Source organism: Ruegeria sp. HKCCD7296 (assembly GCF_013110775.1).
Lineage (GTDB): Bacteria > Pseudomonadota > Alphaproteobacteria > Rhodobacterales > Rhodobacteraceae > Ruegeria.
In genome coordinates, this window is record NZ_WVRF01000021.1 from 19,015 (window position 1) to 42,003 (window position 22,989).

The 22,989-nt window shown below is 54.5% G+C and carries 20 protein-coding genes and 1 tRNA gene; 8 read left to right on the plus strand and 13 right to left on the minus strand.

Annotated features, from left to right (window positions below; all coding sequences use genetic code 11):
• Nucleotides 1-83: 83 nt before the first annotated feature.
• Nucleotides 84-2,039, plus strand: a complete 1,956-nt coding sequence (locus GS632_RS22050) for a hypothetical protein (protein WP_216601877.1) — start codon at nucleotides 84-86, stop codon at nucleotides 2,037-2,039.
• 197 nt (nucleotides 2,040-2,236) lie between these two features.
• Here the strand turns inward: GS632_RS22050 and GS632_RS20145 are convergent, their stop codons facing one another.
• From GS632_RS20145 to GS632_RS20165, 5 genes are read right to left on the minus strand one after another with little or no spacing between them, the layout of a single operon-like run.
• Nucleotides 2,237-2,995 carry an SDR family NAD(P)-dependent oxidoreductase gene (locus GS632_RS20145; RefSeq protein WP_171236888.1) on the minus strand — a complete coding sequence of 253 codons (759 nt, stop codon included), beginning with the start codon at nucleotides 2,993-2,995 and terminating at the stop codon, nucleotides 2,237-2,239.
• 18 nt (nucleotides 2,996-3,013) lie between these two features.
• Nucleotides 3,014-3,835: an ABC transporter permease gene (locus GS632_RS20150; protein ID WP_171236887.1), complete on the minus strand. Its 822-nt coding sequence runs from the start codon at nucleotides 3,833-3,835 to the stop codon at nucleotides 3,014-3,016.
• A 7-nt stretch (nucleotides 3,836-3,842) separates the two neighbouring features.
• Nucleotides 3,843-4,694 carry an ABC transporter permease gene (locus tag GS632_RS20155; protein ID WP_171236886.1) on the minus strand — a complete coding sequence of 284 codons (852 nt, stop codon included), beginning with the start codon at nucleotides 4,692-4,694 and terminating at the stop codon, nucleotides 3,843-3,845.
• Between the two features lie 37 nt (nucleotides 4,695-4,731).
• Nucleotides 4,732-5,895 (minus strand): PotD/PotF family extracellular solute-binding protein, encoded by a 1,164-nt coding sequence (locus GS632_RS20160; RefSeq protein WP_171722376.1) that lies wholly within the window; start codon nucleotides 5,893-5,895, stop codon nucleotides 4,732-4,734.
• A 34-nt stretch (nucleotides 5,896-5,929) separates the two neighbouring features.
• Nucleotides 5,930-7,030 (minus strand): ABC transporter ATP-binding protein, encoded by a 1,101-nt coding sequence (locus GS632_RS20165; protein ID WP_253284522.1) that lies wholly within the window; start codon nucleotides 7,028-7,030, stop codon nucleotides 5,930-5,932.
• A 153-nt stretch (nucleotides 7,031-7,183) separates the two neighbouring features.
• On the opposite strand from GS632_RS20165, the gene GS632_RS20170 reads away from it, so the two are divergent.
• Nucleotides 7,184-7,951: a helix-turn-helix transcriptional regulator gene (locus GS632_RS20170; protein WP_348540160.1), complete on the plus strand. Its 768-nt coding sequence runs from the start codon at nucleotides 7,184-7,186 to the stop codon at nucleotides 7,949-7,951.
• Nucleotides 7,952-8,544: 593 nt separating this feature from the next.
• Here the strand turns inward: GS632_RS20170 and GS632_RS20175 are convergent.
• Nucleotides 8,545-10,344, minus strand: a complete 1,800-nt coding sequence (locus GS632_RS20175; protein WP_171722377.1) for an NAD(P)/FAD-dependent oxidoreductase — start codon at nucleotides 10,342-10,344, stop codon at nucleotides 8,545-8,547.
• A 256-nt stretch (nucleotides 10,345-10,600) separates the two neighbouring features.
• Between GS632_RS20175 and GS632_RS20180 the strand changes: the two genes are divergently transcribed.
• Nucleotides 10,601-10,768, plus strand: a complete 168-nt coding sequence (locus GS632_RS20180) for a hypothetical protein (RefSeq protein WP_171239150.1) — start codon at nucleotides 10,601-10,603, stop codon at nucleotides 10,766-10,768.
• 110 nt (nucleotides 10,769-10,878) lie between these two features.
• On the opposite strand, the gene GS632_RS20185 is transcribed toward GS632_RS20180, so the two are convergent.
• The 6 genes from GS632_RS20185 to GS632_RS20210 all read right to left on the minus strand — a co-directional run bounded on the left by GS632_RS20185 (nucleotide 10,879) and on the right by GS632_RS20210 (nucleotide 15,657).
• Nucleotides 10,879-12,408, minus strand: coding sequence for a tyrosine-type recombinase/integrase (locus tag GS632_RS20185; protein ID WP_171722378.1), 1,530 nt, complete (start codon nucleotides 12,406-12,408; stop codon nucleotides 10,879-10,881).
• Nucleotides 12,405-12,821 carry an AlpA family transcriptional regulator gene (locus GS632_RS20190; RefSeq protein WP_171722379.1) on the minus strand — a complete coding sequence of 139 codons (417 nt, stop codon included), beginning with the start codon at nucleotides 12,819-12,821 and terminating at the stop codon, nucleotides 12,405-12,407. The genes GS632_RS20185 and GS632_RS20190 overlap by 4 nt, the downstream gene beginning before the upstream one ends.
• Before the next feature lie 60 nt (nucleotides 12,822-12,881).
• Nucleotides 12,882-13,082, minus strand: a complete 201-nt coding sequence (locus tag GS632_RS22305; RefSeq protein WP_171722380.1) for an AlpA family transcriptional regulator — start codon at nucleotides 13,080-13,082, stop codon at nucleotides 12,882-12,884.
• Nucleotides 13,083-13,199: 117 nt separating this feature from the next.
• Nucleotides 13,200-14,123 (minus strand): hypothetical protein, encoded by a 924-nt coding sequence (locus GS632_RS20200; RefSeq protein WP_171235722.1) that lies wholly within the window; start codon nucleotides 14,121-14,123, stop codon nucleotides 13,200-13,202.
• An 88-nt stretch (nucleotides 14,124-14,211) separates the two neighbouring features.
• The gene (locus GS632_RS20205; protein ID WP_171722381.1) at nucleotides 14,212-15,417 is read right to left on the minus strand and encodes an integrase arm-type DNA-binding domain-containing protein; all 1,206 of its coding nucleotides are present in this window, start codon (nucleotides 15,415-15,417) and stop codon (nucleotides 14,212-14,214) included.
• A 164-nt stretch (nucleotides 15,418-15,581) separates the two neighbouring features.
• Nucleotides 15,582-15,657: transfer RNA gene (locus GS632_RS20210), tRNA-Thr, on the minus strand.
• Nucleotides 15,658-15,838: 181 nt separating this feature from the next.
• Between GS632_RS20210 and GS632_RS20215 the strand changes: the two genes are divergently transcribed.
• From GS632_RS20215 to GS632_RS20225, 3 genes are all read left to right on the plus strand, one after another.
• On the plus strand, nucleotides 15,839-16,708 hold the full coding sequence (locus GS632_RS20215; RefSeq protein ID WP_171175767.1) for a hypothetical protein: 870 nt from the start codon (nucleotides 15,839-15,841) through the stop codon (nucleotides 16,706-16,708).
• A 174-nt stretch (nucleotides 16,709-16,882) separates the two neighbouring features.
• Nucleotides 16,883-17,989, plus strand: coding sequence for a saccharopine dehydrogenase family protein (locus GS632_RS20220; RefSeq protein ID WP_171238650.1), 1,107 nt, complete (start codon nucleotides 16,883-16,885; stop codon nucleotides 17,987-17,989).
• A gap of 18 nt (nucleotides 17,990-18,007) precedes the next feature.
• Nucleotides 18,008-19,504 carry an aldehyde dehydrogenase family protein gene (locus GS632_RS20225; protein ID WP_371732354.1) on the plus strand — a complete coding sequence of 499 codons (1,497 nt, stop codon included), beginning with the start codon at nucleotides 18,008-18,010 and terminating at the stop codon, nucleotides 19,502-19,504.
• Nucleotides 19,505-19,600: 96 nt separating this feature from the next.
• Here the strand turns inward: GS632_RS20225 and GS632_RS20230 are convergent, their stop codons facing one another.
• On the minus strand, nucleotides 19,601-20,506 hold the full coding sequence (locus tag GS632_RS20230) for a LysR substrate-binding domain-containing protein (RefSeq protein ID WP_216601879.1): 906 nt from the start codon (nucleotides 20,504-20,506) through the stop codon (nucleotides 19,601-19,603).
• Nucleotides 20,507-20,604: 98 nt separating this feature from the next.
• Here GS632_RS20230 and GS632_RS20235 point away from each other — a divergent pair, with 98 nt between their 5' ends.
• Together GS632_RS20235 and GS632_RS20240 are read left to right on the plus strand one after the other, a co-directional pair.
• Complete coding sequence (locus tag GS632_RS20235; RefSeq protein ID WP_253284523.1) at nucleotides 20,605-21,777, plus strand: pyridoxal phosphate-dependent aminotransferase; 1,173 nt, start codon at nucleotides 20,605-20,607, stop codon at nucleotides 21,775-21,777.
• Nucleotides 21,777-22,979, plus strand: a complete 1,203-nt coding sequence (locus GS632_RS20240; RefSeq protein WP_171238648.1) for an acyl-CoA dehydrogenase — start codon at nucleotides 21,777-21,779, stop codon at nucleotides 22,977-22,979. Before GS632_RS20235 ends, GS632_RS20240 begins: the two co-directional genes overlap by 1 nt.
• Nucleotides 22,980-22,989 lie beyond the last annotated feature (10 nt).

The following is a 22,989-nucleotide window of genomic DNA, read 5'->3' on the forward strand; positions in this document are numbered from 1 at the left end:
AGACGATGCGCCAAATTCGGTTAACGCTCCGCTTCTCTAGGACACAATTTAGCTGCTTGGCCCAAAAGTTAGTGAGCTAAGTTGTGACTGAACATGAAAATATCGCGGAACAACACCACGCTGAGCACGGTAATCTTCCCTATGACCCTGAAGAATGGGCAAAACGATTAGCCGAAGCGCGAAAACAGCGAGAAAAAGTACTGCTGAACCGGTCTCCTGACCAAAATCAGAAAAAGGGCGTTTCCGACAAAAAAAATCGTCAGAACAATATGCTCACGCGAATGGCGATTACCCGCGCACAGCGTGAAGAAGTACTGCAAAAAATAACCAAGCAAAAAGTTCCAAATAGCCAAAAGGGCACCGAAACTCTAAAAGTTCTGGGTGTCCGGAAAAAGCTTGATACGACTTATAATGAAGCCAAGCTTGTTATTGGCACGGACGGTCAAACAAAGCTGAATGTCATGTCCTGGGCTTCGGATATTGATGAAGTCGAGGTCAAAAAGCCTATCCAAGAACCACCTGCCGAAGAGTTGACCCAATTTACACTGACCAATGCCGAAAAACCAAGGAAACACGCCTCTTCTCGTCCTACTTCCAAGAGAAAAATAGATGTCGAACAGTCAGGTAAAGCAAAATCTCTCAGGTCACGCGAAGCAATAATTGTTCCCGTTAAAACGCCCACTGAAACTTCTAGCTTTTCCAAGAAATCAGGAACGTGGATGAACCCACAACTTGGAGTTCTTTTGGCCTTTCTCATTGCCCCCGTTGGATTGCTGTACGCGAACTCCAGCCATTTCCAAGCGCAAATTGTAAGTTTTAGCAAAAACATTTCAAACTATCGATCTTCATTCCAAAGCAACGGATACAACATTCGTATCTCACCTGCTCCTTCACAACCAAAGCTTTCCGTTCCCAAAATGACGAATACCACGCTGAGAAGCATGACTTTGCCGCACATCGAAGAGCGACCGGAAGCCTTCTCTAAATTCTCAAAACCAATTGAAATGGTGTCGGGTGAAGAAACCATACATGTTATCCAGACAGGCCATGCAGGAAAACGACCCGCAATTGCACAATATAGCCCAGTCTTGGAACTCCCCGACTACATAACAGTGTCCAATACTGAAAACTGGCCCAGCCCTCCGGCGCCAATCTCAATTAAGTCAGCGTCACTTCTCAAGGAGGTGGACCCGGCATCCTTTGCCTTATCAGATTTTTGGGCCTCACCACTTTCTTTGGAAAGCGAAACTTTCATTGTCGTGCATTTACCGAAGAACCTTCCACAGGAGCGTCGCCGAAGTGTCCTAGAACGATTTGAGGCAGAGGGAATTTCGGTGGAATCCGTTGCGTCATCACCCTTCACAATAAAAAATACGCAAGTACGCTTCTACCATCTAGAAGACCAGCGTATGGGGGAGGACTTGGCGAACTTTTTCGACGGCGTCGCACGAGATTTTACCAGTTTCGTACCGTCACCAAAACGGGGGCTTTTAGAGCTCTGGGTGTCCGGAGATGGAGCTAAATCGGCGCCCTCTTTTCAGAAGCCGCCAACAGTGGCCAAGCCCCAGGTTGTTGCGCGAGCTGTATTGGCAAAGCCTCCCATGCAACACGGCAATCTGTTCGGTAAGTTGTCGGGTATCTTCAATTCGGGAATAGAACGTGGTGAGAGTACCAAAGCTGGCTCTGACAGAAACAGTGTGGGCAGCGGCGTCACTACTGAAGTTGCAAGCAATTCGACAAGCGCTGGCGGCGGCAAAAACAATGCCAGTAGTGGTGGCAGCAAAAGCAGTACAGGCGGAAACGTTGGCGGTAGCAAAGGCGTAGACAATGAAGGTAGCCAGCCCGGTAAAGGTGGAAACCGTGGAGGTGGAAAGGCCGGAAGCAAGCCTGGCGGCAAAGGCGGAAACAGTGGCGGCGGCAAAGGCGGCAAGGGCGGAAACAGTGGCGGTGGCAAAGGCGGCAAGGGCGGAAACAGTGGCGGCGGCAAAGGCGGCAAGGGCGGAAACAGTGGCGGCGGCAAAGGCGTTCACAGGAACTGAAATTCTGAATGTAACCGCTTTATCATAGTTTTGTGCAGAAGCTGACTGCTGCAAAGCAGCGAACAACAGCTTCGTCCGCATTGCAGACATTGGGCGCTATTAACTGAATGTCCGCATCGAGCCCAAAGCGGACTGAAATGTGCTCGCCAAAAATGAAGTGCGGCGATAGACATTCTCTTGAGCGGTCTAACCCATCACTAAATGCATTCACCGCCATCGATAACCAAGGCTTGCCCCGTCATAAAAGCGGATTCATCTGAAGCTAAATAGACGATCCCATGGCCAATCTCTTCAACTGTCGCCCACCGACTCATAGGGATCGCCTGCTCGATGTAGCTTTCCAGTTTGGCACGGCCACCCATCTGCTTTTCGAAGCCTGCATTGAAGGGGGTGTCTACAAATCCTGGACAAAGGGCATTGAAACGGATTGCATGGACAGCGTAGTCGGCTGCCATCTGCCGAACCATCGCAACAGCTGCGTGCTTTGTAGTCGCATAGGCGATCATCCCCCGGTCGTATTGAACCCCAGAATTGGAGGCCGTGACGATCACGCTGCCTCCACCTTGTGATTTCATATGGGGGACGGCTGCGCGCGCGGCAATGAAGTGAGCGCGGACATTCAATGCCCAAGATGCATCCATTCCATCTGGTTCCACTTCTTCCAGCGTTCCTTCGATCTGCAACCCAGCATGAGAGTGCAACACGTCAAGCCGACCGAAGTTTTTTACTGCTTCGTCTATGGCTTTGGTAAGGGCATCGTCATCAGTCACGTCAAGCTGTAGGGCAGATGCTTGATTCCCCTGCGCAACGATCGCGGCCACAGTGTCTTCAGCAAGAGTTGCATCGCGATCCGTTACCACAACATGCGCACCCTCTTGTGCCATTGCCATTGAACCCGCCCGACCAATTCCTGATCCCGCGCCCGTCACGAGCGCGACTTTACCTGCAAGCCGCATTTCACTTGGCTCCTTTATTTAACTATTCGATTTTGAGGCGCCTCGGCGCAAAAGCAGTTGCGCTGCAACGAGCAACAAGAGCGACGCGCCCATAACCATAGTGCCGATGGCATTGATCTCGGGCGTTACGCCGCGTCGGATGGATGAGAATATGTAGATAGGCAGGGTTGTTTCTGAGCCAGCTACGAAGAACGCTATGATGAAATCATCAAATGAGAAAGTGAAGCTGAGCAGGAAGCCCGCCAAAATTGCCGGTGCTATCAACGGCAGGGTCACCTGCCGAAAGGTGCCCCAGGGCGTCGCAAAGAGGTCAGCTGAGGCTTCCATGAGGGCACGGTCCATACCCGAAAGCCTTGCACGTACGATGATTATGACCAGCGCCATTGTGAACATGGTGTGTGCGGCGACAAGAGTGGGCATCCCCATGGAAAGTTGTGGGGGATTTGCTCCATCGGGCCATAGGCTCACAAGAAGCGGGTTTAGCCAGCCGAATACGGTGACCAGGGCAATGAGTGTCGCGATACCGATGACGATACCTGGTATCATTATCGCAATATAAATCATCGCATCGAACAAAGTTCGGAGCCATCCCTTAACCCCTTGTAAAGCGATGGCGGCCATGGTTCCGAGTGTGGATGCGAGGCAAGCAGTTATGAATGCCGCAAGCAGACTGGTCTCGAGCGCGTCCATAACAAATGGGTTGTTGAGCGCTTTGCCATACCATTGGGTCGAGAACCCCATGAACTGGCTTGCGTGTCGTCCGGCATTGAAGCTGAAAAGCGCGATGATGCCGATTGGAATATAGAGAAAAAGGTAGACGCAAGTCGCGTAAAAACGCATCGGACCCTCACATCAGCGAGACATCTTCGCGCTGGCCACCCAGGCGCGAGATGAATTTCATGTAAATTGAGACAGTGACAAGCATTACGACAACCAGCGTCATTGCGACCGCCGAACCGTACGCCCAGTTTCGAGACTGCAAGAACAGGTCCACCAGCGCATTTCCGACGAAAAACACTTTTCCGCCACCTAAGATCGCTGGGATCAGAAATTCGCCCATGAGTAGGATGAAGACCAGCATGCAGCCAGTTGCGATACCTGGTACCGACAGAGGAAGTGTTACCTGACGGAACGTACGCCACGGAGTGGAGCCGAGATCCGCTGAGGCTTCCAGAAGGCGTTTATCCAGTTTGTCCAAGCTTACAAAAATTGGGAAAACCATCAAAGGTAGATACCCATAGACAATCCCCACAAGCACAGCGAACGGCGTATTTATCAGGCGGACATCATCGATGCCGATCGACTCCAGTAAAGCGGGCAAGCCACGCCCCCCAAGGATGAAAATCCATGCGTATGACCGGATCAGGATCGATGTCCAGAACGGCACGATCACCAGGATCAACAGCGAAGTTTTCCACTTTGGTGAACAACGCACCGCAAGAAAGTAGGCGAGCGGGTAGGCAATTACCAACGCAGCGATAGTCCCCAGAGGTGCAAGGATCAAGGTGTTCTTAAACGCCGTCCATCGCGCAGGAAGGTTGGCATATTGTTCCAAAGTGAACGCTGGAACATAGCCTCCGGCGGCACCCCGTTCGCCAAAGGAAAAGACGAAGACGACCAGTAGTGGAAGGGCAAGCATTACCAAAAGCCATATTCCTGCCGGTGCCAGCAACAGTGCTTTTCTGCCTCGTTTGGTCATATTGTCCTCGTCTTTTCCGATATTGCGGCCTTGCCGCTTAGGCCGACTTGAAGCGGGCGAGCAACTCGGCACGGTTTGGATCGGTTAGCGTAGCCGCCGCGCCAAACTCGAGCGCATTCAAAAGGTCAGCTGCCGGATAAAGGATCGGATCTTCCAGCAATTCCTTTGGCAGCAACGCATTGGTGCGAGCATCAGCCGATGGATAGCCATGAGCGAGGACTTCTTTCGCATTAACTTCCGGGTTCAGCAGGAAGTCGATCAAGGCATAAGCGGCATCCATATGGGGTGCGCCCTTAGGAATAGCGTAGTAGTCGGACCAGAGTTCACCGCCCTCGGCTCCCAGAACGTAGGCGATCTCAGGCATGTCCACATTCATCTGCTTGCCGTCACCTGTCCAGCACATCGTCATCCACGCGTCACCGTTACGCATCGGTGGCTGATAATCCGACGAGATTGCAAACAGATGCGGTTTAGCATCCAGCAACAATTTCTCGGCATCCGCCAGTTCCTTCTCATCGACCGAGTTGAAGGAGTAGCCGAAGTATTTCAGGGCATTACCGATGGTGGTGAGTTGGTAATCATGCACCATTGTCCGACCTGAGTAACCTTCCATAGTAAGGTCCCAGAACTCTTTCCATGTGGTTGGAGTCGGAGCGCCGTCAAGCTTACTAGTATTCACTGCAAAGCCGGTCGTGCCCCAGTTTTTCGGCACCGCGTAAAGCTGGCCATCGACAGAGCCGGCATCTGAAAAGCGCTGTTCGAATGAACCTGCGTCGTAGTTTGGCAGTTTGGACGTATCGAGCGGGATGATCAGATCTTCGCCCACATACGTAGTGATCGTGTAATTGGTTGGAACGAACACGTCCCAGCCAGACCCTCCGGCTTGCAGTTTTGCCAACATCTCTTCGTTCGAGCCAAAAACATTGACCTGAACGTGAGCGCCAGTGGCTTCCGTGAAGGCTTCGAAGTTCATCTCGTCATGGTAGTTCGGCCACGTGGCGAGGATCACTCGGTCGCCAATGTCTCCGGCAGCAAATGCCGGGCGTGGACGCAACCCAGGCATAACCGTGCCCAGAACGGCCGTTGCCATCCCAAGACCTGTCACGCCCAAAAAATGTCGCCGTGTGACCGAACCCTTTTGGTACCGGCGAAGCTCTTCCATGAACTTTTGCTTGGAAATAGTCCCATTATCCTTGGTCATTGTGAACCTCTCTGTTGTTGGACTGCGGGATTTGTTAATTTTCCAGGATCAGCAGTGCGCCTTCGCCCCATGAAACAAAGGCCTGTTCTCCTGCATTGAACGTCCCCTCGTTCAATTCCGCTTGCCTTGGCACAAGTACGTGGAAATCACCCAGTGCTTCGTTGCGCGCAAGGTATTCTGTGTGCTCCCCAAGGAAGATCCGATTTTGAATGGTAACTGGCAGAGCAATTTCAGCTGCGGGCAGCGCGCGGGTCAGCGCTATCTGTTCAGGACGGATGCTGACGCACACTTCCTGCCCTGCATCTATTGGAATCTCCGGAGTTCCGTGCACCTTTTGGCCACTCGCTAAACGCACAGTGATTTGGTCGGCTACTGCGTCAGTCACAGTTGCATCAAAGAAATTCGAGGTGCCAACAAATCCAGCCACGTAACGGCTGCGGGGCATGTCATAGAGTTCGCGTGGGCTGCCTACTTGCACAATACTGCCGCCTTCCATCACACAAATTCGGTCGGACATTGAAAGCGCTTCTTCTTGGTCGTGCGTGACGAGGACAAAAGTTATTCCCAGTTGTCGTTGCAGGTTCTGCAGTTCAAACTGCATTTCTTTTCGAAGCTTTCGATCCAGAGCAGCCATTGGTTCATCGAGCAGCAAAAGCTTGGGCTCGTTTACGATCGCACGCGCCAAAGCGACGCGTTGCTGCTGACCACCAGACATCTCCCAGATTCGACGTGGGCCAAACCCACCCAGACGGACAGTTTCCAGCGCCTGCTTAACCTTTGTCGCGATTGTTTGTTTGTCTACGCGTGGTCGTTGTTGGCGCAGGCCGTACGCGATGTTGTCGAACACGCTCAGGTGAGGAAAAAGAGCGTAGTGCTGAAACACCATGTTGACTGGGCGATGGTGCGCATCCAAGTCGTTGACGACTTCGCCATCGAGCAACACCTGACCTTCGGTTGGTTTCTCGAAACCCGCCAGCATCCTAAGTGCAGTGGTTTTGCCGCAACCAGATGGGCCTAAGAACGACAGGAACTCTCCTTTCCCAATGGAAAGATTCAGGTCTTTGGCAGCGACCACATTCCCGAAGGTCTTAGTCACTCCGCGGAGTTCCGCAATCGTCTGCATGGTGACGCTCATGTCAAAGCTCATATACTGCCTTTTTCCTTTTGCTTGATTTTTTGGCATTTATTGGCATACCACTCAAACAGGGAAAAAGTAACAATAACTCCGATTAGCTGTATATACCACAATTGGGGTATAGAGCTGCTTTTCGAAAATCTGGAGCAGCGTGTGTACGATTGGATGGAAGAGGCCGGCAGGGTCGTGGAGAAGATCGGAACCCCAGAATTTCCATGTGCTTTGGCAGATGGCTTGCGGCAGGTCGCACCATTCGATTTTACAGTGGTGTTTGGCCATGTCGGAACCGAAGCACCTATAGACCTTCACGACGATTTTCCCAAAAGCAAACGGCGTATTTTTGTTGAGGATTACCAAGCAGGGCCCTACGTACTCGATCCATTTTTTTTGGCCGCGACAAAACCGATAACACCGGGTCTGTACCGCATGCGCGATATCGCACCGGACAGGTTCTATCAGGGCGAATACTATCGCAGCTATTACAAAAGGACTGGGTTAGCAGAGGAGATTGGCTACTTTATCGATATCCCAAGCACTGGGATGGTTGTGGTCTCGCTCATGCGATCAGTGAAGCCTTTTTCAGCCAAGGAAATTCGTCATTTGCACGCTCTATGGCCGCTCGTTCGGGCAGCCTGTTGCAAACATTGGAGTGACTTTCCAACGATGACCCGCGGCGCCGCAGCGAATGGCGTTAGTCGTCGCGTCGATCTTGCTTTCCAGGCATTTGGCGATGGCGTTCTGACGCCACGAGAAAGAGAAGTCGTTGAGTTCACGTTGAAGGGCCATTCGGCAGAAGCTGTCGGCACAATTCTCGGCATCTCTCCAGGCACAGTCCGCATCCACAGACGCAACATTTACGCGAAACTTAGGATCAATTCGCAGGGTGAGCTTTTTTCAAAGTTCATTGAAAAGGCACTTTAAAAGGTTCCTTGAACACCCACTTTGTCCGTATTGCCGACCTTGCTACCGTGTGATCCGGAACGCCCCAACCATTGGGACGACACCGTCTGATAGCCAAGGAAGCCAACGGGAGAGGGTCGGGACGCCCGGGACCCATGTCGGGACTCTATTAATACCCGAAAACGCTTTCGGAAGTGAAGACAAGTATCCTTCCCACTCTACACAACTGTGTACTGTAAACCCAAGGATGGCCGATTTGTTTGGAGAACCATAGACCGCTTTGTCCGCAAAGTAGAAGTTCAAGCAAGTTGCAGCGAAAGACCGCTGCCGTTCAATGCAGACCTTCGGGCGAAATTTCTCGGAATGACCACCATCAATGACCGCTTTCCGTTCCTAAGCCGTCATCTGACTGAAAGACTCATATGACTGCCTTGAGCCCAAAGCCGTCACTCATCTGGTGGAACATTAGAAATAAATATAGTCCTGAGTTTCGACTACAAGCCGCGCAGTCTATCTTGCGAACGCTTCTGATTTTGATTTGCTGAAGGGATAGTTCTTTTTAGGGTGTAATCTTTTGGGAAAGTGGGGCCGGAAAAGCTCCGGCCCGACGACGTTTAAGACAAATGGTGTACGTCTTGAAGACCATAAACAGGCGTTTCGATACCTTCCATTCGAGCTTTTATCTGCAGCGATAGAAACTGCGAATAGTGGCGCGACTGATGCAGATTCCCGCCGTGAAACCATAGAGCTTCTTGCTGTGTAGGTTTCCACATGTTGCGCTGTTCCCCCTCCCAAGGGCCAGGGTCCTTCGTCGTATCCGATCCCAAACCCCATACTTTCCCGACTCTGTCAGCCATTTCTTGACCAGCCAGATCTGCAATCCAACCATTCATCGAATTGTAGCCAGTTGCATAGACAATGACATCTGCGTCGAGATGTGTTCCATCATCCAAGATTACGCCGGTTTCGTCGACCTCAACAACCTGACCACGCTTTATCTTGATCTCTCCATCAATGATGAGCTGGCTGGCGCCGATGTCGATATAGTAGCCTGATCCACGGCGCAGATATTTCATGAACAAACCGGAATCGTCGTCGCCCCAATCAAGCCAAAACCCTGCTTTCTCAAGCCCGTCATAGAACTCCTTGTCTTGTTCCTTCATCGCGGCGTAGGCTGGAATCTGGAACTCATGTAGGATCGCATAAGGCAGCGAAGCGAAGATAAGGTCTGCCTTTTCGGTCGTCATGCCGGCTTCGACGGCCCGTTCGGAATATAGATCCCCGAGCCCGATTTCCATCAAAGTATCGGACCGCACAATATGCGTCGAGGAGCGCTGAACCATGGTGACGTCGACGTCATTCTCCCAAAGGGCTGCGGCGATATCATGCGCGGAATTGTTTGATCCAACGACAACTGCCTTTTTACCTTTGTACTTGTCTGGGCCTGGATGCTGCGATGAGTGGTGCTGATCGCCTTTGAACTTATTCATTCCGGGAAAGCTCGGCATGTTGGCCTTGCCTGACATACCCGTTGCCATGACAAGCTGTTTGGGTTTCAGCGTTACTTCCTCGCCGTCGCGGTCTACAACGACCGTCCATTCCTTGGTTGTCTCGTCATAGCTGGCGGACTTGGCGGTCGTGTGTGTCCAGTAGTTGAGCTCCATCACCTTGGTGTACATTTCGAGCCAATCACCGATTTTATCCTTGGGTGAGAAGACCGGCCAATTCTCTGGGAATTTGATGTAAGGCAGATGGTCGTACCAGACCGGGTCATGTAGGCAGAGGGATTTGTAGCGTTTGCGCCAGCTGTCTCCGGGGCGTTCGTTGCGCTCCACAATGATAGTAGGCACGCCGAGCTGGCGAAGACGTGCACCCAAAGCAATACCGCCCTGTCCGCCGCCAATGATCAGGCAGTAAGGTTGCGTCTTGTATCCGAGTTCCGCCTCTTCTTGTTCCCGCTCTTCTTTCCAGGTCGTGCGGTGTTTCCCGGCTCCATGTTTAGCTCCTAGAGGACGCTGAAAGCCCTTAGGTTCTTCGTATCCTTTGAGTTCGACCATCGTGGTCAGCAGCGTCCAGATCAACCCATCCTTCAGACGGATTAAACCGTAACCGCGCGCAACCTCAGTTTCAAATTCGATCCATGCTGTCGTGATGCCACCGTCTTCAGTCGGAACCTCGCCGTCCGCGACCTTCCATCCTTTTGGCTTGATCGTCGCCAATTGGTGCCGCAACATATCGGCTACCTGACCTTTTCCTTCGACTGTTTTGATGTTCCAAGTGAAGGTCACTAGATCGCGCCAGTAGCAGTCATCCTGAAACATCTCGGTGGCAGCTTCAACATCTCCTTTATCGAGTGCCTCGCCGAACGCGTCGAGAAACGCCTGTGTCTGATCCGTCAGTGTCGTATCGAGCATTTCATCCTCCCATCGCTCATCCATTTTGGTTAGCAGCCTATGGGAAGGGCGCTTTCAAAATCCAGACATTTAACGAGTCCCGAACACTGGCACCAAACCGACCGCAAGGACGACGCTGTTGTTTAAAAAGACTTCAAGCCAATGACCGCTACGTCCGCAAACCCGCCATCCGCGCAGCAACCCTGAACGTCCGTCCCCCCAGAAACCGAGAGAACCCCTGCATCTAAATAAAGAAGCAACTGCAGGAGTTTGATCCATGAAGTACCTGTCTGCCCTCGGCGTTCTCGTCGGGGGTTTTCTTTTGCGCCCACCGCCCAAGGCCGTCCTGACGACGATGCTCTGGGTGGTCGCGCGGTCTCATCCCGCTGTCTCGGCGCTGGTTCTGCTGTCGGTTCTCTGGACGTGGAGGCCCGACGATGACTGAGCTGGAGCTGACCCCCGGTGACGTCGTGGTCGTCCGCGCCTTCGATGACGTTCCTGAACATCTGTTCCGCGTGGAAGAGGTGTTTGAAGACTGCGTGACCGGCCATGCCGTCACCGGTCCTTTGGCTGGTTCCTACGGCGAACCGGCCCTCGAGATGATCGTTCGACTCGTCTCAGACACCTGATCCCATCCCACATTCCAAATCTGAAAGGAGGAGGCCATGTCTGCTCACATTCGCTATGCCTATCTGAAGGGCCATACGTGGCTCTATCGGCGCAACTATCCAGTTGACGTTGCTCTCGCGCTGGGCGCTCAAGCGCCTTGAGCGTATCACGAACAGAGTGCGGTGTGCATTTGCGTCCGATCTGGGAGGTGGCGAGATTAAAGGCACAGCACACGGCTGAGGGCGATTTCATAGGGGGTACGGGGCTGATCTCTGAACCGTGTTGTTTCAGATGTGCAAGCTCAGGGAAGACAGCGTCGTCTTGGGTAAAACCCAGTACAACCAACTCCGAAAGCCAGTTTACAAGGACCTCTTGGAAGGCTTCAGTGCGCGGGAAGAAAACAATGCGAAAGCTCTTCCCATTTTTCGCGCGCATTTCTAAGGCGTTCTGAACTAGTTCCCTTTTATAGAGGTCAATGTGTTTCAGTCTAAGTGTAGTGAGCGCTGCGGCACGTAACCCACTGGTGTAAGCACAAGCCACCATGGCACGATCACGACGCTCTGCAATTGTGCGATCTGGCATCTTCTCCAACATCTTTTCCGCCTGCTCGATTGTCAAATAGTCGCGATCATCACGCGGCAGGGTTTTGGCGTGTACCGCCTTTGGAAGCTCCAGATAGAGCGGGATGTTTTGACTCAAACGCTTGTAGCCGTCCTGAAGCCGGAGCCATTCGAAGAACTGGCGGACCTGCGACGCGTGGTGCCGGATTGTAGAATTACCCAAACCGCCATGCTCTTTGAGCGTTTGGCCAAGATTGACCAAATGATCACGAAAGTCTGCGGCGTCCTTTGGCGTGACCTTATCGAAGGCTTTGCCTCCTAGGAAAACCTCCAGCATGCGGATGCTTCGCAGATGGGCGCGTTTGGTCGAAGTCTCAAAGCGCCCAGCATAGATTTGCCACTCATGCACGATCCGATCGTTTGTAGGGTACCAAACCGTCTCGCGAAGGTCGGGTTTATTCCCGGTATCAGCTGGGATCTCACAAATACTTTCGTCTATCAGAGTCAGGCTGGTACCCAACATTAGGCATTTTTCTATGCTGTCGTATTCTGACGCTTTCAGTAACTTTGTTACCTGGGCATCGCAGGTAGCGCAGACACCCACCGCCATGAACCTATAACTGGAGGTTGTCATCAGCGAGATCGACTGAGGAGCGGGATAACCTGCGCTGCCGCAGCTCAAACAATTGAACTCACCCTGTTTTAGTTTAGCGAGCGGTTTGCGCTTCTGGCCATTGTGGTAGCGTTGCAGCTCAGCCCCACGAAAAACAAAAGGGCGCAGTTCGTCTGATTTCCGCAGGCCGGATTTCATCCAGTCGGTGATGGCATTACGGCGAACATTGTAGGTTTTGCATAGTTCATCTACCGAATAGACTTGGTCCTGGCAGACCTTCACCTTGTAGTGGGCCCGTGTCATGCTTCGTGCCCTGCCTTGCGACTTTTCTTTTTGGTTTGGCGTGATGCTCCAGCCAGTTTTTTCTCAAACGCGAGCAGGCTGGATAGGCGCCAGCGACTGCTGTTTGGGGGCAGTTTGATCGGTGCAGGTAGAACACCAAGCTCCACGCGTTTCCAGACTGTTTGGCGAGCGATGCCAAAGCGTTTGGCCACTTCAACGTCTTTGAGATATCGTTCGTCTTTGCCGAGGTTTTCAGCTTCAATTGCCTCCAACGCAGCGACTTGCGCCGAAGTCAGAGAAGGCGGAGTGGACTGAAGCTGAACTTTAGCCTGAACCCCACCTTGATTGGTGTCAGACACAGGCGGTTGCGAAACGGGAGTAGAGGGATCTGCGAACAGATCCCCCACTGCGGCGGTGTGGTTGAATTTAGCCATCGGCACCCCCATTCAGAGATGCCCGGTTATGGGAAAGAGAAAAGCTCTGGGGCTGGTACATCAAGCGCCCTCCCGCAGGAGTTCGCGGATGTCACCAACACGCCAAGCTGTTGTGCGAGGTCCGAGGCGCACAGGCTGAGGGAAGCGCCCTGCGCGGACGCCTGCCCACCACGTCGAACGGGATACAGGTACGGGACCGTGAGGGTGCAGGATCTGCTTTTCGCGCAGCAGCGCATCGTCGGGAAGATCGTCAAATAGCATCGTAGTCCATCTATGTTTGTTACAGATGGTCCAAGGCTGACGAGGTCCGGTCTTGTGCAGCGAGTATCCACGAAGTCCTATCGTGGATCCACGATATGAATTATACTTTTAAGGGGTTCAGTCGCTCCAATAGTTGCTGTTGACGTGCAACTCACTGGCCTCCTTTAGAAGCCTACGAACCGTTTGCTGGTCCACCCCGCAGCCAAGTTCAGCAGCTTTGTCCGCAATCTGCTTCGGCACTTCAGAGCGTTTTTGAATGGGCGTATAACTGTGGCCGTCCACTGCGCAAGCAATGAGGGCTTTTTGAAGCGTTGCGATCCGTGTAGTGCTAGCAGACTTTTGAGCCCGGCTGTTTTCGGCAGAGGAAGAGGCCTCTAGTTTTGCGTCCAATTCAGACAGGCGCTCATCTTTCGCTCGCAGCATATCTCGAAGTTTCTCGTTCTCTGCGACGGTTTCTGTATTCTCGACCACCTTATCCGGGTGCCGGTTGTTGTGACCCGGCATCCCCACAGCACGCCGCCATGCAGGGGACACATAATACCCCCGTTTCGCCAGCCAGTGCAGATAGTCCTTGGCAGGCGCCTTCTCACTGATCTCCCCTATCTCCAACGCCCTTTCCAAAATCAGGAACCTGTCGTCACGCTCACGAATCGTCTCCCCGGTTTCCGGGCCGCTCCCACGCCAACCATCTGTAGTGAATGGTTTGAAATTCAGGGACAAATCGATTGCCTCGCGGGCTGTCCAATAGGGTTTTCGAGCCCACTCCCCGATCAGACGTCGTTCCTGTCTGGCGTACTTGGGGGAGAGCACTTCCTGTCTGCGATGAGCAAAATGCTGGCCATCAAAAGCGATCGGGCCTTCCGGCGTGACGGCAAGCCACCAATCCGTATGGAACGGCAGGTTGTTACGTTCCGCCCACCAAAGCCAGAACTCGGGTGCGCCAAATCGTTCACCTGACCGCTTCGCTCTGGTCAATAGCGCGCTATGGTCTTCCAGCACCTGTGCGGTTCCGGCATCTTCTGGCGAGATGCCCAGCGCCAACAGGACGGCTTCTTCAAGAGACCAACTGTTCTGATAGATCCAAGCCTGCATCAAGTGTTCAGCAGGTTTTACCGGGGCCTGTTCACATTCAATCATGTCCCAGTTTTTCCTTCTTCATCGTATCAAGCTGATCTGCCCACCACTGTGCCAACTCAACTCGCTCATTCCAGTGTGCGCTGCGTGCGTATGCCCGGCGGATTTCATTCTTTTCCACATGGGCGAGTGCTCGCTCAATGGCGTCCGGATGCCAACAGCCTGATTCATTGGCCAATGTGGAAAACATTGCCCGAAAGCCATGCGCCGTCATCTCGTCCTTCTCATACCCCATGCGGCGCAGCGCGGCATTCAAAGTATTGTCGCTCATGCAGCGCTTGGATGAACGTACCGATGGAAAGAGTAACTTGCCCCAGCCCGTCAGGTCGCGCAGTTCCTTCAAGTGATCGAAGGTTTGGCGGGACAGCGGTATTGTGTGAGGCCGCCGCATCTTGGCGCGATGTGCCGGAACGGTCCACGCCATTCTGGCTTCATCGATCTCATCCCACTCCGCCATTCGCAACTCTCCGGGGCGCAGGGCAGTCAACGCCAGCAGTTGCAATGCGAGGCGCGTCGTTCTTTGACCGGAAAACCCGTCGATAGCCCGTAGCAATGCACCGGCCTGCGCCGGATCAGTGATTGCCGCGCGGTGCTGTACCTGGGGCCTGATCAGGGCATCCTTCAAACCATAGGTCGGATCGTTATCGGCGAGTCCCAGGGCGATGGCATAGCGAAAGACGGCCCCGGCAGCAGACCGCATCCGTACGGCGCTTTCGTGATTGCCCTTTTTTTCCATCTTCTGCAGCGGAACCAGAATATCCCGTGCTGTTATTTGTGTGATCGGCATTTTCCCGATGTCTGCGGAAAGTAGCCGGTGAAACCAGGCGGTCTTAGTCAGCGTTGCTTCGGCACGGCCTTCGCTGCGCTTCTTTTCCAGCAGTTCTATCGCCAACTTGGAGAAAGTGGCTTTGTTCTCTGCCTCTTCTCTGGCTTTTTTGTCTTTGCGCACGCTGGAAGGATCTTCGCCATTTGCGATCAGGCTGCGGGCTTCGTCCCGTTTCCGTCGCGCATCGGCCAGTGTCACTCCAGGATACTTGCCCAGCGCCAGCAGCTTTTCCTTTTGGAGCCAACGATACTTAAAGCGCCAGAGTTTCGAACCGTTCGGCTTCACCAGCAAATAAAGCCCGTCAAAATCGGCCTGCTTGTAGGGCTTCTCCTTAGGTTTCAGAGCCCGAATCCGTGCGTCGCTCAAGACAGGCATTGGGGGTACCTTCCAGTCACCAGGTGGCATGTACCCCAATTTGGTACCCCATTTGGGGGTAGATTACAGCGCACGTGGCAGGACAACATCGGACAATCCGACGGTAGAAACCCTGCAACTACAAGCTACTATCAGTCAAAATCGGACGCAACTGGATGTTAAAGTGGTGCCCCCACACGGACTCGAACCGCGGACCTACTGATTACAAATCAGTTGCTCTACCAGCTGAGCTATAGGGGCACTGGCAGTCGATTACTTCCTCTGGCGGGGGACTGCAAGCCTCATTTTCAGCTTGAACTAAGGTATTGTCGGTTTTCCTGAGAAAGTGCAAAAACCACTCAGGCAGAAACCCCACATACGTCTGGTACAGCGAAGGACATGTGCGAGGTTGGGTATTGTATGTGAGGGTACGGAAGTCGACATGCAGGTAATCATTCATGCCGGTGCAGCCTTTACCGATGAAGGCCACATTTTGTCGTCGCTTGTTGCAAACAGACAGATGCTGGCAGAGATGAAGACTGCTCCGATGGGCCCGCGGATGTCCCGACAATTCGTCAAGATCATGTCGGACGCGCTGACCCAGGGCACATCGATCGACGAAACGCGGGACAGTCTGGCCCCTCTTTTTCCACAAGACGTCAACCTGGAGCGTGTAGTTCTGTCGAGCGACAAGTTCTTTGGGCCTCGACGGACTGCGCTGCAACATGGTCAGATTTATCCTTTTGCGGGAAGGCGGACGGCATTTACTGAAACCCTCTTGGAAGGTGCGCAGCTAGAGCTGTTTGTCGGGCTGGTGAACCCTGGAATTTTCATTCCCAAAACACTGATGTCCATTCACGAAGACCATCGGCGGGATATTCTGGCCAGCACTGACCTCAGTTGTCTCAGTTGGCTCAGCATGATTGAAGACCTGCGCGAACTTGCGCCTCAGTTTAAACTGACCGTATGGGAAAACGAAAATCTACCTCTGATCTGGGGTGATATTGTCCGGGCTATGACAGGGCTGCCCAGCGAGACACCCCTTCCCGATGAGTACTCCTTTTTGACGTCGCTCTTGACCGACGCAGGACAAGGACAAGTGCAGGAGATCCTTGGGCGGCGCACACCCTTGGATATACAAGGCCAACGCGAAGAATTGGCGCAAGTCCTCGAGGATCAAGCGCGCCCCGAGCTGGTTGAAGAAGAGTTGGATTTGCCTGGGTGGAACACGGACATATTTGACGCGTTTACAGAGCTTTACGCGCAGGACATGGCCGCCATCCGCACCATGTCAGATATTCGCGTGTTTTAGCCTTCGATCTCCGTTTCAGGCAGCACCCCAGATGCCCGTCTCTGATCCGTCATAACTCCGAATTATCCGTCATAACGACAGAATACCTGTACGTTTCGTCACATTTCACCCTGCCACCCGAACAGCCTTCGAACCATCGTTAAGTGAGGCATAAATTGGGAGGCTAAGACAGTAATGTCCTGGAATGTGTGTATCGTAGGCGCAGGCAAAATCGGGCAGATGATCGCGACCCTACTGAAAGCATCGCCAAATTACACCGTGTCTGTTGCGGATCACGACCTCAAATCACTGGCAGAAGTTGCAAAGCTTGGTGTGCCCACCAAGCAAGTCGACGCCAGCGACACACATAGTCTGGCCGCAAGTCTTAAGGGCTTTGATGCCGTAATCTCGGCGGCTCCCTTCTTTTTGACACCAAAGATTGCTGAGGCGGCTCAAAAGGCAGGCGCGCATTACTTTGATCTGACCGAGGATGTGGCCGCCACGAACGCTGTGCGCGCCTTGGCCGAGGGCAGCCAGACAGCATTCATGCCGCAATGCGGGTTGGCGCCGGGCTTTGTTGGTATCGCGGGCGCTTCTCTGGCCGCCGAATTTGACGAAATCGACAGCCTGCATATGCGGGTCGGTGCGCTGCCGCTCTATCCAACCAACGCGTTAAAATACAATCTGACCTGGTCAACTGACGGGCTGATCAACGAGTATTGCAACCCCTGCGATGCCATCGTGAACGGCCAACGGGTCAAAACCGCGCCGCTGGAAGACTACGAGGTTCTGGGGCATGACGGCGTGGAATACGAATGTTTCAACACTTCGGGCGGGCTGGGTACATTGCCCGAAACGCTTGAAGGCAAGGCGCGGTCAGTCTCGTATCGGTCGATCCGTTACCCGGGCCATTGTGACATTCTGAAACTGCTGCTGCATGATCTGGGCCTGGAACGTCGCCGCGATTTGCTGAAAGAGATTTTCGAATCCGCCCTGCCCCGTACAGATCAGGACGTTGTTCTGGTCTACTGCACAGCCAAGGGCATGATCGACGGCGCGCTGCGTGAAAAATCACTGATCAACAAAAGCTTTGCCCGTGACATCAGCGGCCAGACCTGGAGCGCTATTCAGGTCACGACAGCCGCAGGCGTTCTGGGCGTTGTCGACCTGATGCGCACGGGTGCGCTGCCTTCGAAAGGCTTTGTCCGGCAAGAGCAGGTGAAGCTGCCCGACTTCCTGAAGACTGAATTTGGCGCGCTCTATCGCGCTGGTGATGCAACCCCTCAAAACAAAGCGGCCTGAGACATGAAAGACGTTGTAATGACTGCAGAAACCACACTTTCGAAACTGGACCTGACTGTGGCTGAATTGACCGGCGGCACCTTGCAGGTGACGTCTCCGATAGATGGTCGTGTATTGGCCGACGTGCATGAAACGCCCGCCGCTGAGATGAAATCGATCATCGCCCGGTCGCAAGCTGCGTTCAAAGCCTGGCGCGTGGTGCCCGCACCGCAGCGGGGCGAGTTGATCCGGCTGCTGGGTGAAGAACTGCGCGCTGCCAAAGACGATCTTGGCGCGCTTGTGAGCTGGGAGGCTGGTAAGATCACCTCCGAAGGTTTGGGCGAAGTGCAAGAGATGATCGACATCTGCGATTTTGCCGTTGGCCTGTCGCGGCAGCTTTACGGACTGACCATCGCATCCGAGCGTCCGGGGCACAGGATGATGGAAACCTGGCATCCTGCCGGGCCGGTAGGTGTGATCTCGGCCTTCAACTTTCCGGTTGCGGTCTGGTCGTGGAACGCGGCGCTGGCGATTGTCTGTGGCGATCCGGTGATCTGGAAACCGTCCGAGAAGACACCGCTGACTGCAATGGCGTGCCAGAAGATCTTTGAACGTGCTCTGGCCCGTTTTGGCGATGCCCCTGACGGTCTGTTGCAGACCGTGATCGGTGGCGCGGCTTTGGGCGAGGCTCTGGTTTCAAGCGAAGATGTACCCGTAATCTCGGCAACCGGTTCGACGCGTATGGGTCGTGCGGTGGCGCCCATCGTCGCGGCGCGCTTTGGCAAGTGCATTCTGGAACTGGGTGGTAACAACGCGATGATCGTTGGCCCCTCGGCAGATCTGGAAATGGCCGTGCGCGCCATTGTGTTTTCGGCAGTTGGCACCGCAGGTCAGCGCTGCACAACCTTACGCCGCCTGATCGTTCACAACTCGATCAAGGACGAATTGGTGGCCCGCCTAAAGAAAGCTTATTCTGGTTTGCCCATCGGCGACCCGATGGCCGAAGGCACGCTGGTTGGGCCTTTGGTGGATGAAGCCTCGGGCGCAGCCATGACAGCTGCGCTGAAGGCGGCAGAGGCCGAAGGTGGTAAGGTGTTCGGCGGCAACTGTGTGACCGAAGGTGTCCCCGGCGGTGTCTATATGGAACCTGCGATCGTCGAGATGCCCGGGCAGTCCGATACTGTGAAGACCGAAACATTTGCGCCTATTCTTTATGTCTTGGGCTATGAGGATTTCAACGAGGCCATCGAACTGCAAAACGATGTGCCGCAGGGGCTGTCTTCTTGCGTGTTCACCCTGAATATGCGCGAGGCCGAGCAGTTCCTGACCGCGGCCGGATCCGATTGCGGCATCGCCAACGTCAATATCGGGCCATCAGGGGCCGAAATCGGCGGGGCATTTGGCGGTGAAAAGGAAACCGGGGGCGGACGTGAAAGCGGTTCGGACGCGTGGAAAGCGTATATGCGCCGTCAAACGAATACCGTGAACTACTCAGCGGAACTGCCGCTTGCGCAGGGTGTAAAGTTCGACATCTAAGGCCCGCGCTGTTCGTAAAAGAGTAGCCTCTCAAGCAAACAAGAACTGGCCGCATCGGGTAGGAAGACCCCGGCGCGGCCATTTTGATCCATTCAGCTAGCCAGCTGATCGCCGGTGCTTTGACTGCTTTATCAACCAATCCGAAAAGACCTGAACAGCTTCGTTTTTTTGCCCGGTTGGGAAAGCCACGTAATACGCGCTGCCTGACACATTCGCGACCTGACCAATCTCGACTAGGGCTCCCGAGGCCAACTCGGCCTCGATCAGATAAGACGGCAGGATCGCAGCCCCCAACCCGGCAACGGCCCCCTCGATCAGCATCGAAAACTGATCAAAGCGCATCCCCGGAAACACAGCGCTCGCACCCAATCCCAGGCTGTCATGATAGTCTGACCATTGCTCGGACCGTGAGGTGAGATGCAATAGCGGCAGATCGAACACATCTTGTTTTTCGTCAAGCCCAGCGCTGCCCACCAGTGCAGGCGCAGCCGTGACCACCAGATGCTCCGGGAACAGCTTGCGCAGCGCGGCACCCGGCCAGTCATCATGGCCAAAGTGGATGGCAACGTCCACGCGCCGCTCTTCCAAACTAAACGGCGTCGTATAGGAGTGAAGGTCCAGTACGATCTCTGGATGTGACGCTTTGAAATCGGCCAGGCGGGGCACCAGCCATCGCGTCGCGAAGGTGGGCAACACTGCCATGGTTAAAAGGGTGGCGCCGTCCCCAGCGGCAATGGCACGGTTGATTGTACCGCTCAGTCGTTCAAGATCGCCGGCCAGTTCCTCGCGCAAAGCGCGCCCTGCTTTTGACAGCCGAACGGCCCGCCCAACGCGGCGAAACAGCGTAACACCTATTGCCGCCTCCAACTCGCGCACCTGACGACTGACCGCGCCCTGCGTAACGCCCAGTTCCTCTGCCGCCATGGTATAGCTTTCGTGACGCGCTGCGGCTTCAAAACTGCGCATCAGGGCAAGAGACGGAAGAGCGTTGATCCTGGGCATGACATCCATGAGCTTTAGTCACAGAAAAGATACCTATTGAGGTGTTTTTCTCAAGTAATTTAGGCATTAGTTTCATGCTGAATTTCAAAGGAAATGACATGTTGTTCCAACGTGCAGAGCGGCTAAACGGGATCGAACTCTCTGAGATCGTGCAGATTTCCGAGGCTGCTGCCCGTTTGCGCGCGGATGGCCGCGATATTGTGGCGCTGTCAACGGGTGAGCCGGATTTGCCCACGCCGCCACATGTGGTCGAGGCGGCCCACGCCGCAGCGCAAGACGGTAAGACAAAATACCCGCCGACAGCGGGTATTCCCGACCTGCGCACCGAGATCGCTCGTCAGGCAAGGGTCGAGATGGCGCAAGTCATCGTATCGACCGGGGCAAAACAAGTGATTGCCAACGCTATGTTGGCAAGTCTGAACCCCGGCGACGAGGTGATCATGCCCGCGCCCTATTGGACCAGCTATTCCGATATTGTTCGCATGGCGGGAGGAACGCCGATTGTCCTGCCTTGCCCGATGGAACAGGGCTTCAAGCTGCTGCCCGAACAGCTTGAGGCCACGATCACGCCCCGTACCCGCTGGCTGATGCTCAACACACCGTCGAACCCGTCCGGGGCCATCTACACGAAGGATGAGATCGCCAGCTTGGCTACCGTTTTGGCGCAGCACCCGCATGTCTGGGTTCTGGCGGATGAGATTTATCAACGCCTCAGCTTTGTTCCGTTCACCTCGGTAGCCGAAGCCGCACCAGAACTTGTCGGGCGCATGTTGGTCGTCAATGGCGTGGCCAAGGCCTGGTCCATGACCGGTTGGCGCATCGGTTGGGGGATTGGACCCGCCGAACTGATCAAGGCGATGGCGGCGGTGCAAGGTCAGGTGACCTCGGGCGCGTGTTCGATTTCGCAGTGGGCCTCTTTGGCGGCTATCACTTGTGATCCGAAGTTGCTGGAAGAACGCCGCGACCTGTTCGCCCAACGCCGTGATCTTGTGGTTGCCGGGCTGAACGCGGTTCCTGGGCTGCGTTGTGACGCGCCTGATGGGGCCTTTTATGCCTTCCCCTCTTGCGCGGAATTGCTTGCAGATCACGGCGGACCCTTCAAGAATGATGCGGACTTTTGCGGCTGGGTGCTGGAAGAAGCCGGTGTCGCCCTTGTCCCCGGTCGTTCATTTGGCTTGCCCGGACATTTCCGCCTGAGCTTCGCTTACGCCCAAGATACAATAGCAGCTGGCCTTGAACGCCTTAAATCGGCTGTAGAAAGGAAACTCTGATGAAACCACAATCCCGTCCGCAGCTTGGCCCCTTCACCTGGGAAGACCCGTTCCTGCTGGAAGACCAACTGGCCGAAGACGAACGCATGGTGCGTGATGCCGCGCGTGCCTATGCGCAGGACAAACTGCTGCCACGCGTGACCGAAGCCTTTGCCAAAGAAGAAACCGACCCTGGCATATTCCGGGAAATGGGTGAGATGGGCCTACTGGGGACCACCATCCCCGAGGAGTTCGGCGGCATCGGGTCCAGCTATGTGACTTATGGCCTTGTGGCGCGTGAAGTTGAGCGTGTCGACAGCGGTTACCGCTCGATGATGTCGGTCCAGTCCAGCCTGGTGATGTATCCGATCTATGCCTACGGCACCGACGAGCAGCGTCAGAAATACCTACCGAAACTGGCCAGTGGTGAGTTCATTGGCTGTTTTGGCCTGACCGAACCCGACGCAGGTTCAGACCCTGGCGGGATGAAGACCGTCGCCAAAAAAACCGAAGGCGGGTATGTGTTGAATGGTTCGAAAATGTGGATCTCGAACGCGCCGATTGCGGATGTGTTTGTGGTCTGGGCCAAGTCCGAGGCACATGACGGCAAGATCAAAGGCTTTGTTCTGGACAAGGGCATGGCCGGGCTGTCCGCGCCCAAGATCGAAGGCAAACTGTCGCTGCGCGCCTCGATCACTGGTGAGATCGTGATGAACAATGTTGAGGTCGCAGAAGACGCACTGTTGCCCAATGTCGAGGGCCTCAAAGGTCCGTTCGGCTGTCTGAACCGCGCGCGGTATGGGATTGCTTGGGGCACCATGGGTGCGGCCGAAGCTTGCTGGCACGCCGCCCATCAATACGGGATGGATCGCAAGCAATTCGGGCGACCTTTGGCGCAAACCCAGTTGTTTCAATTGAAACTTGCCAACATGCAGACCGAGATTGCCCTTGGCCTGCAGGCCGCCCTTCGCGTGGGTCGCCTGATGGACGAAGCCCGCGCCGCGCCCGAAATGATCAGCCTGATCAAGCGCAACAATTGCGGTAAAGCACTTGAGATCGCGCGCCACGCCCGTGACATGCATGGCGGCAACGGTATCAGTCAGGATTTTCACGTTATCCGGCACATGGTGAATCTGGAAACGGTGAACACCTATGAAGGCACACACGACGTACACGCGCTGATTTTGGGGCGCGCGCAAACGGGCCTGCAAGCCTTCGCCTAAGGACAGTCAA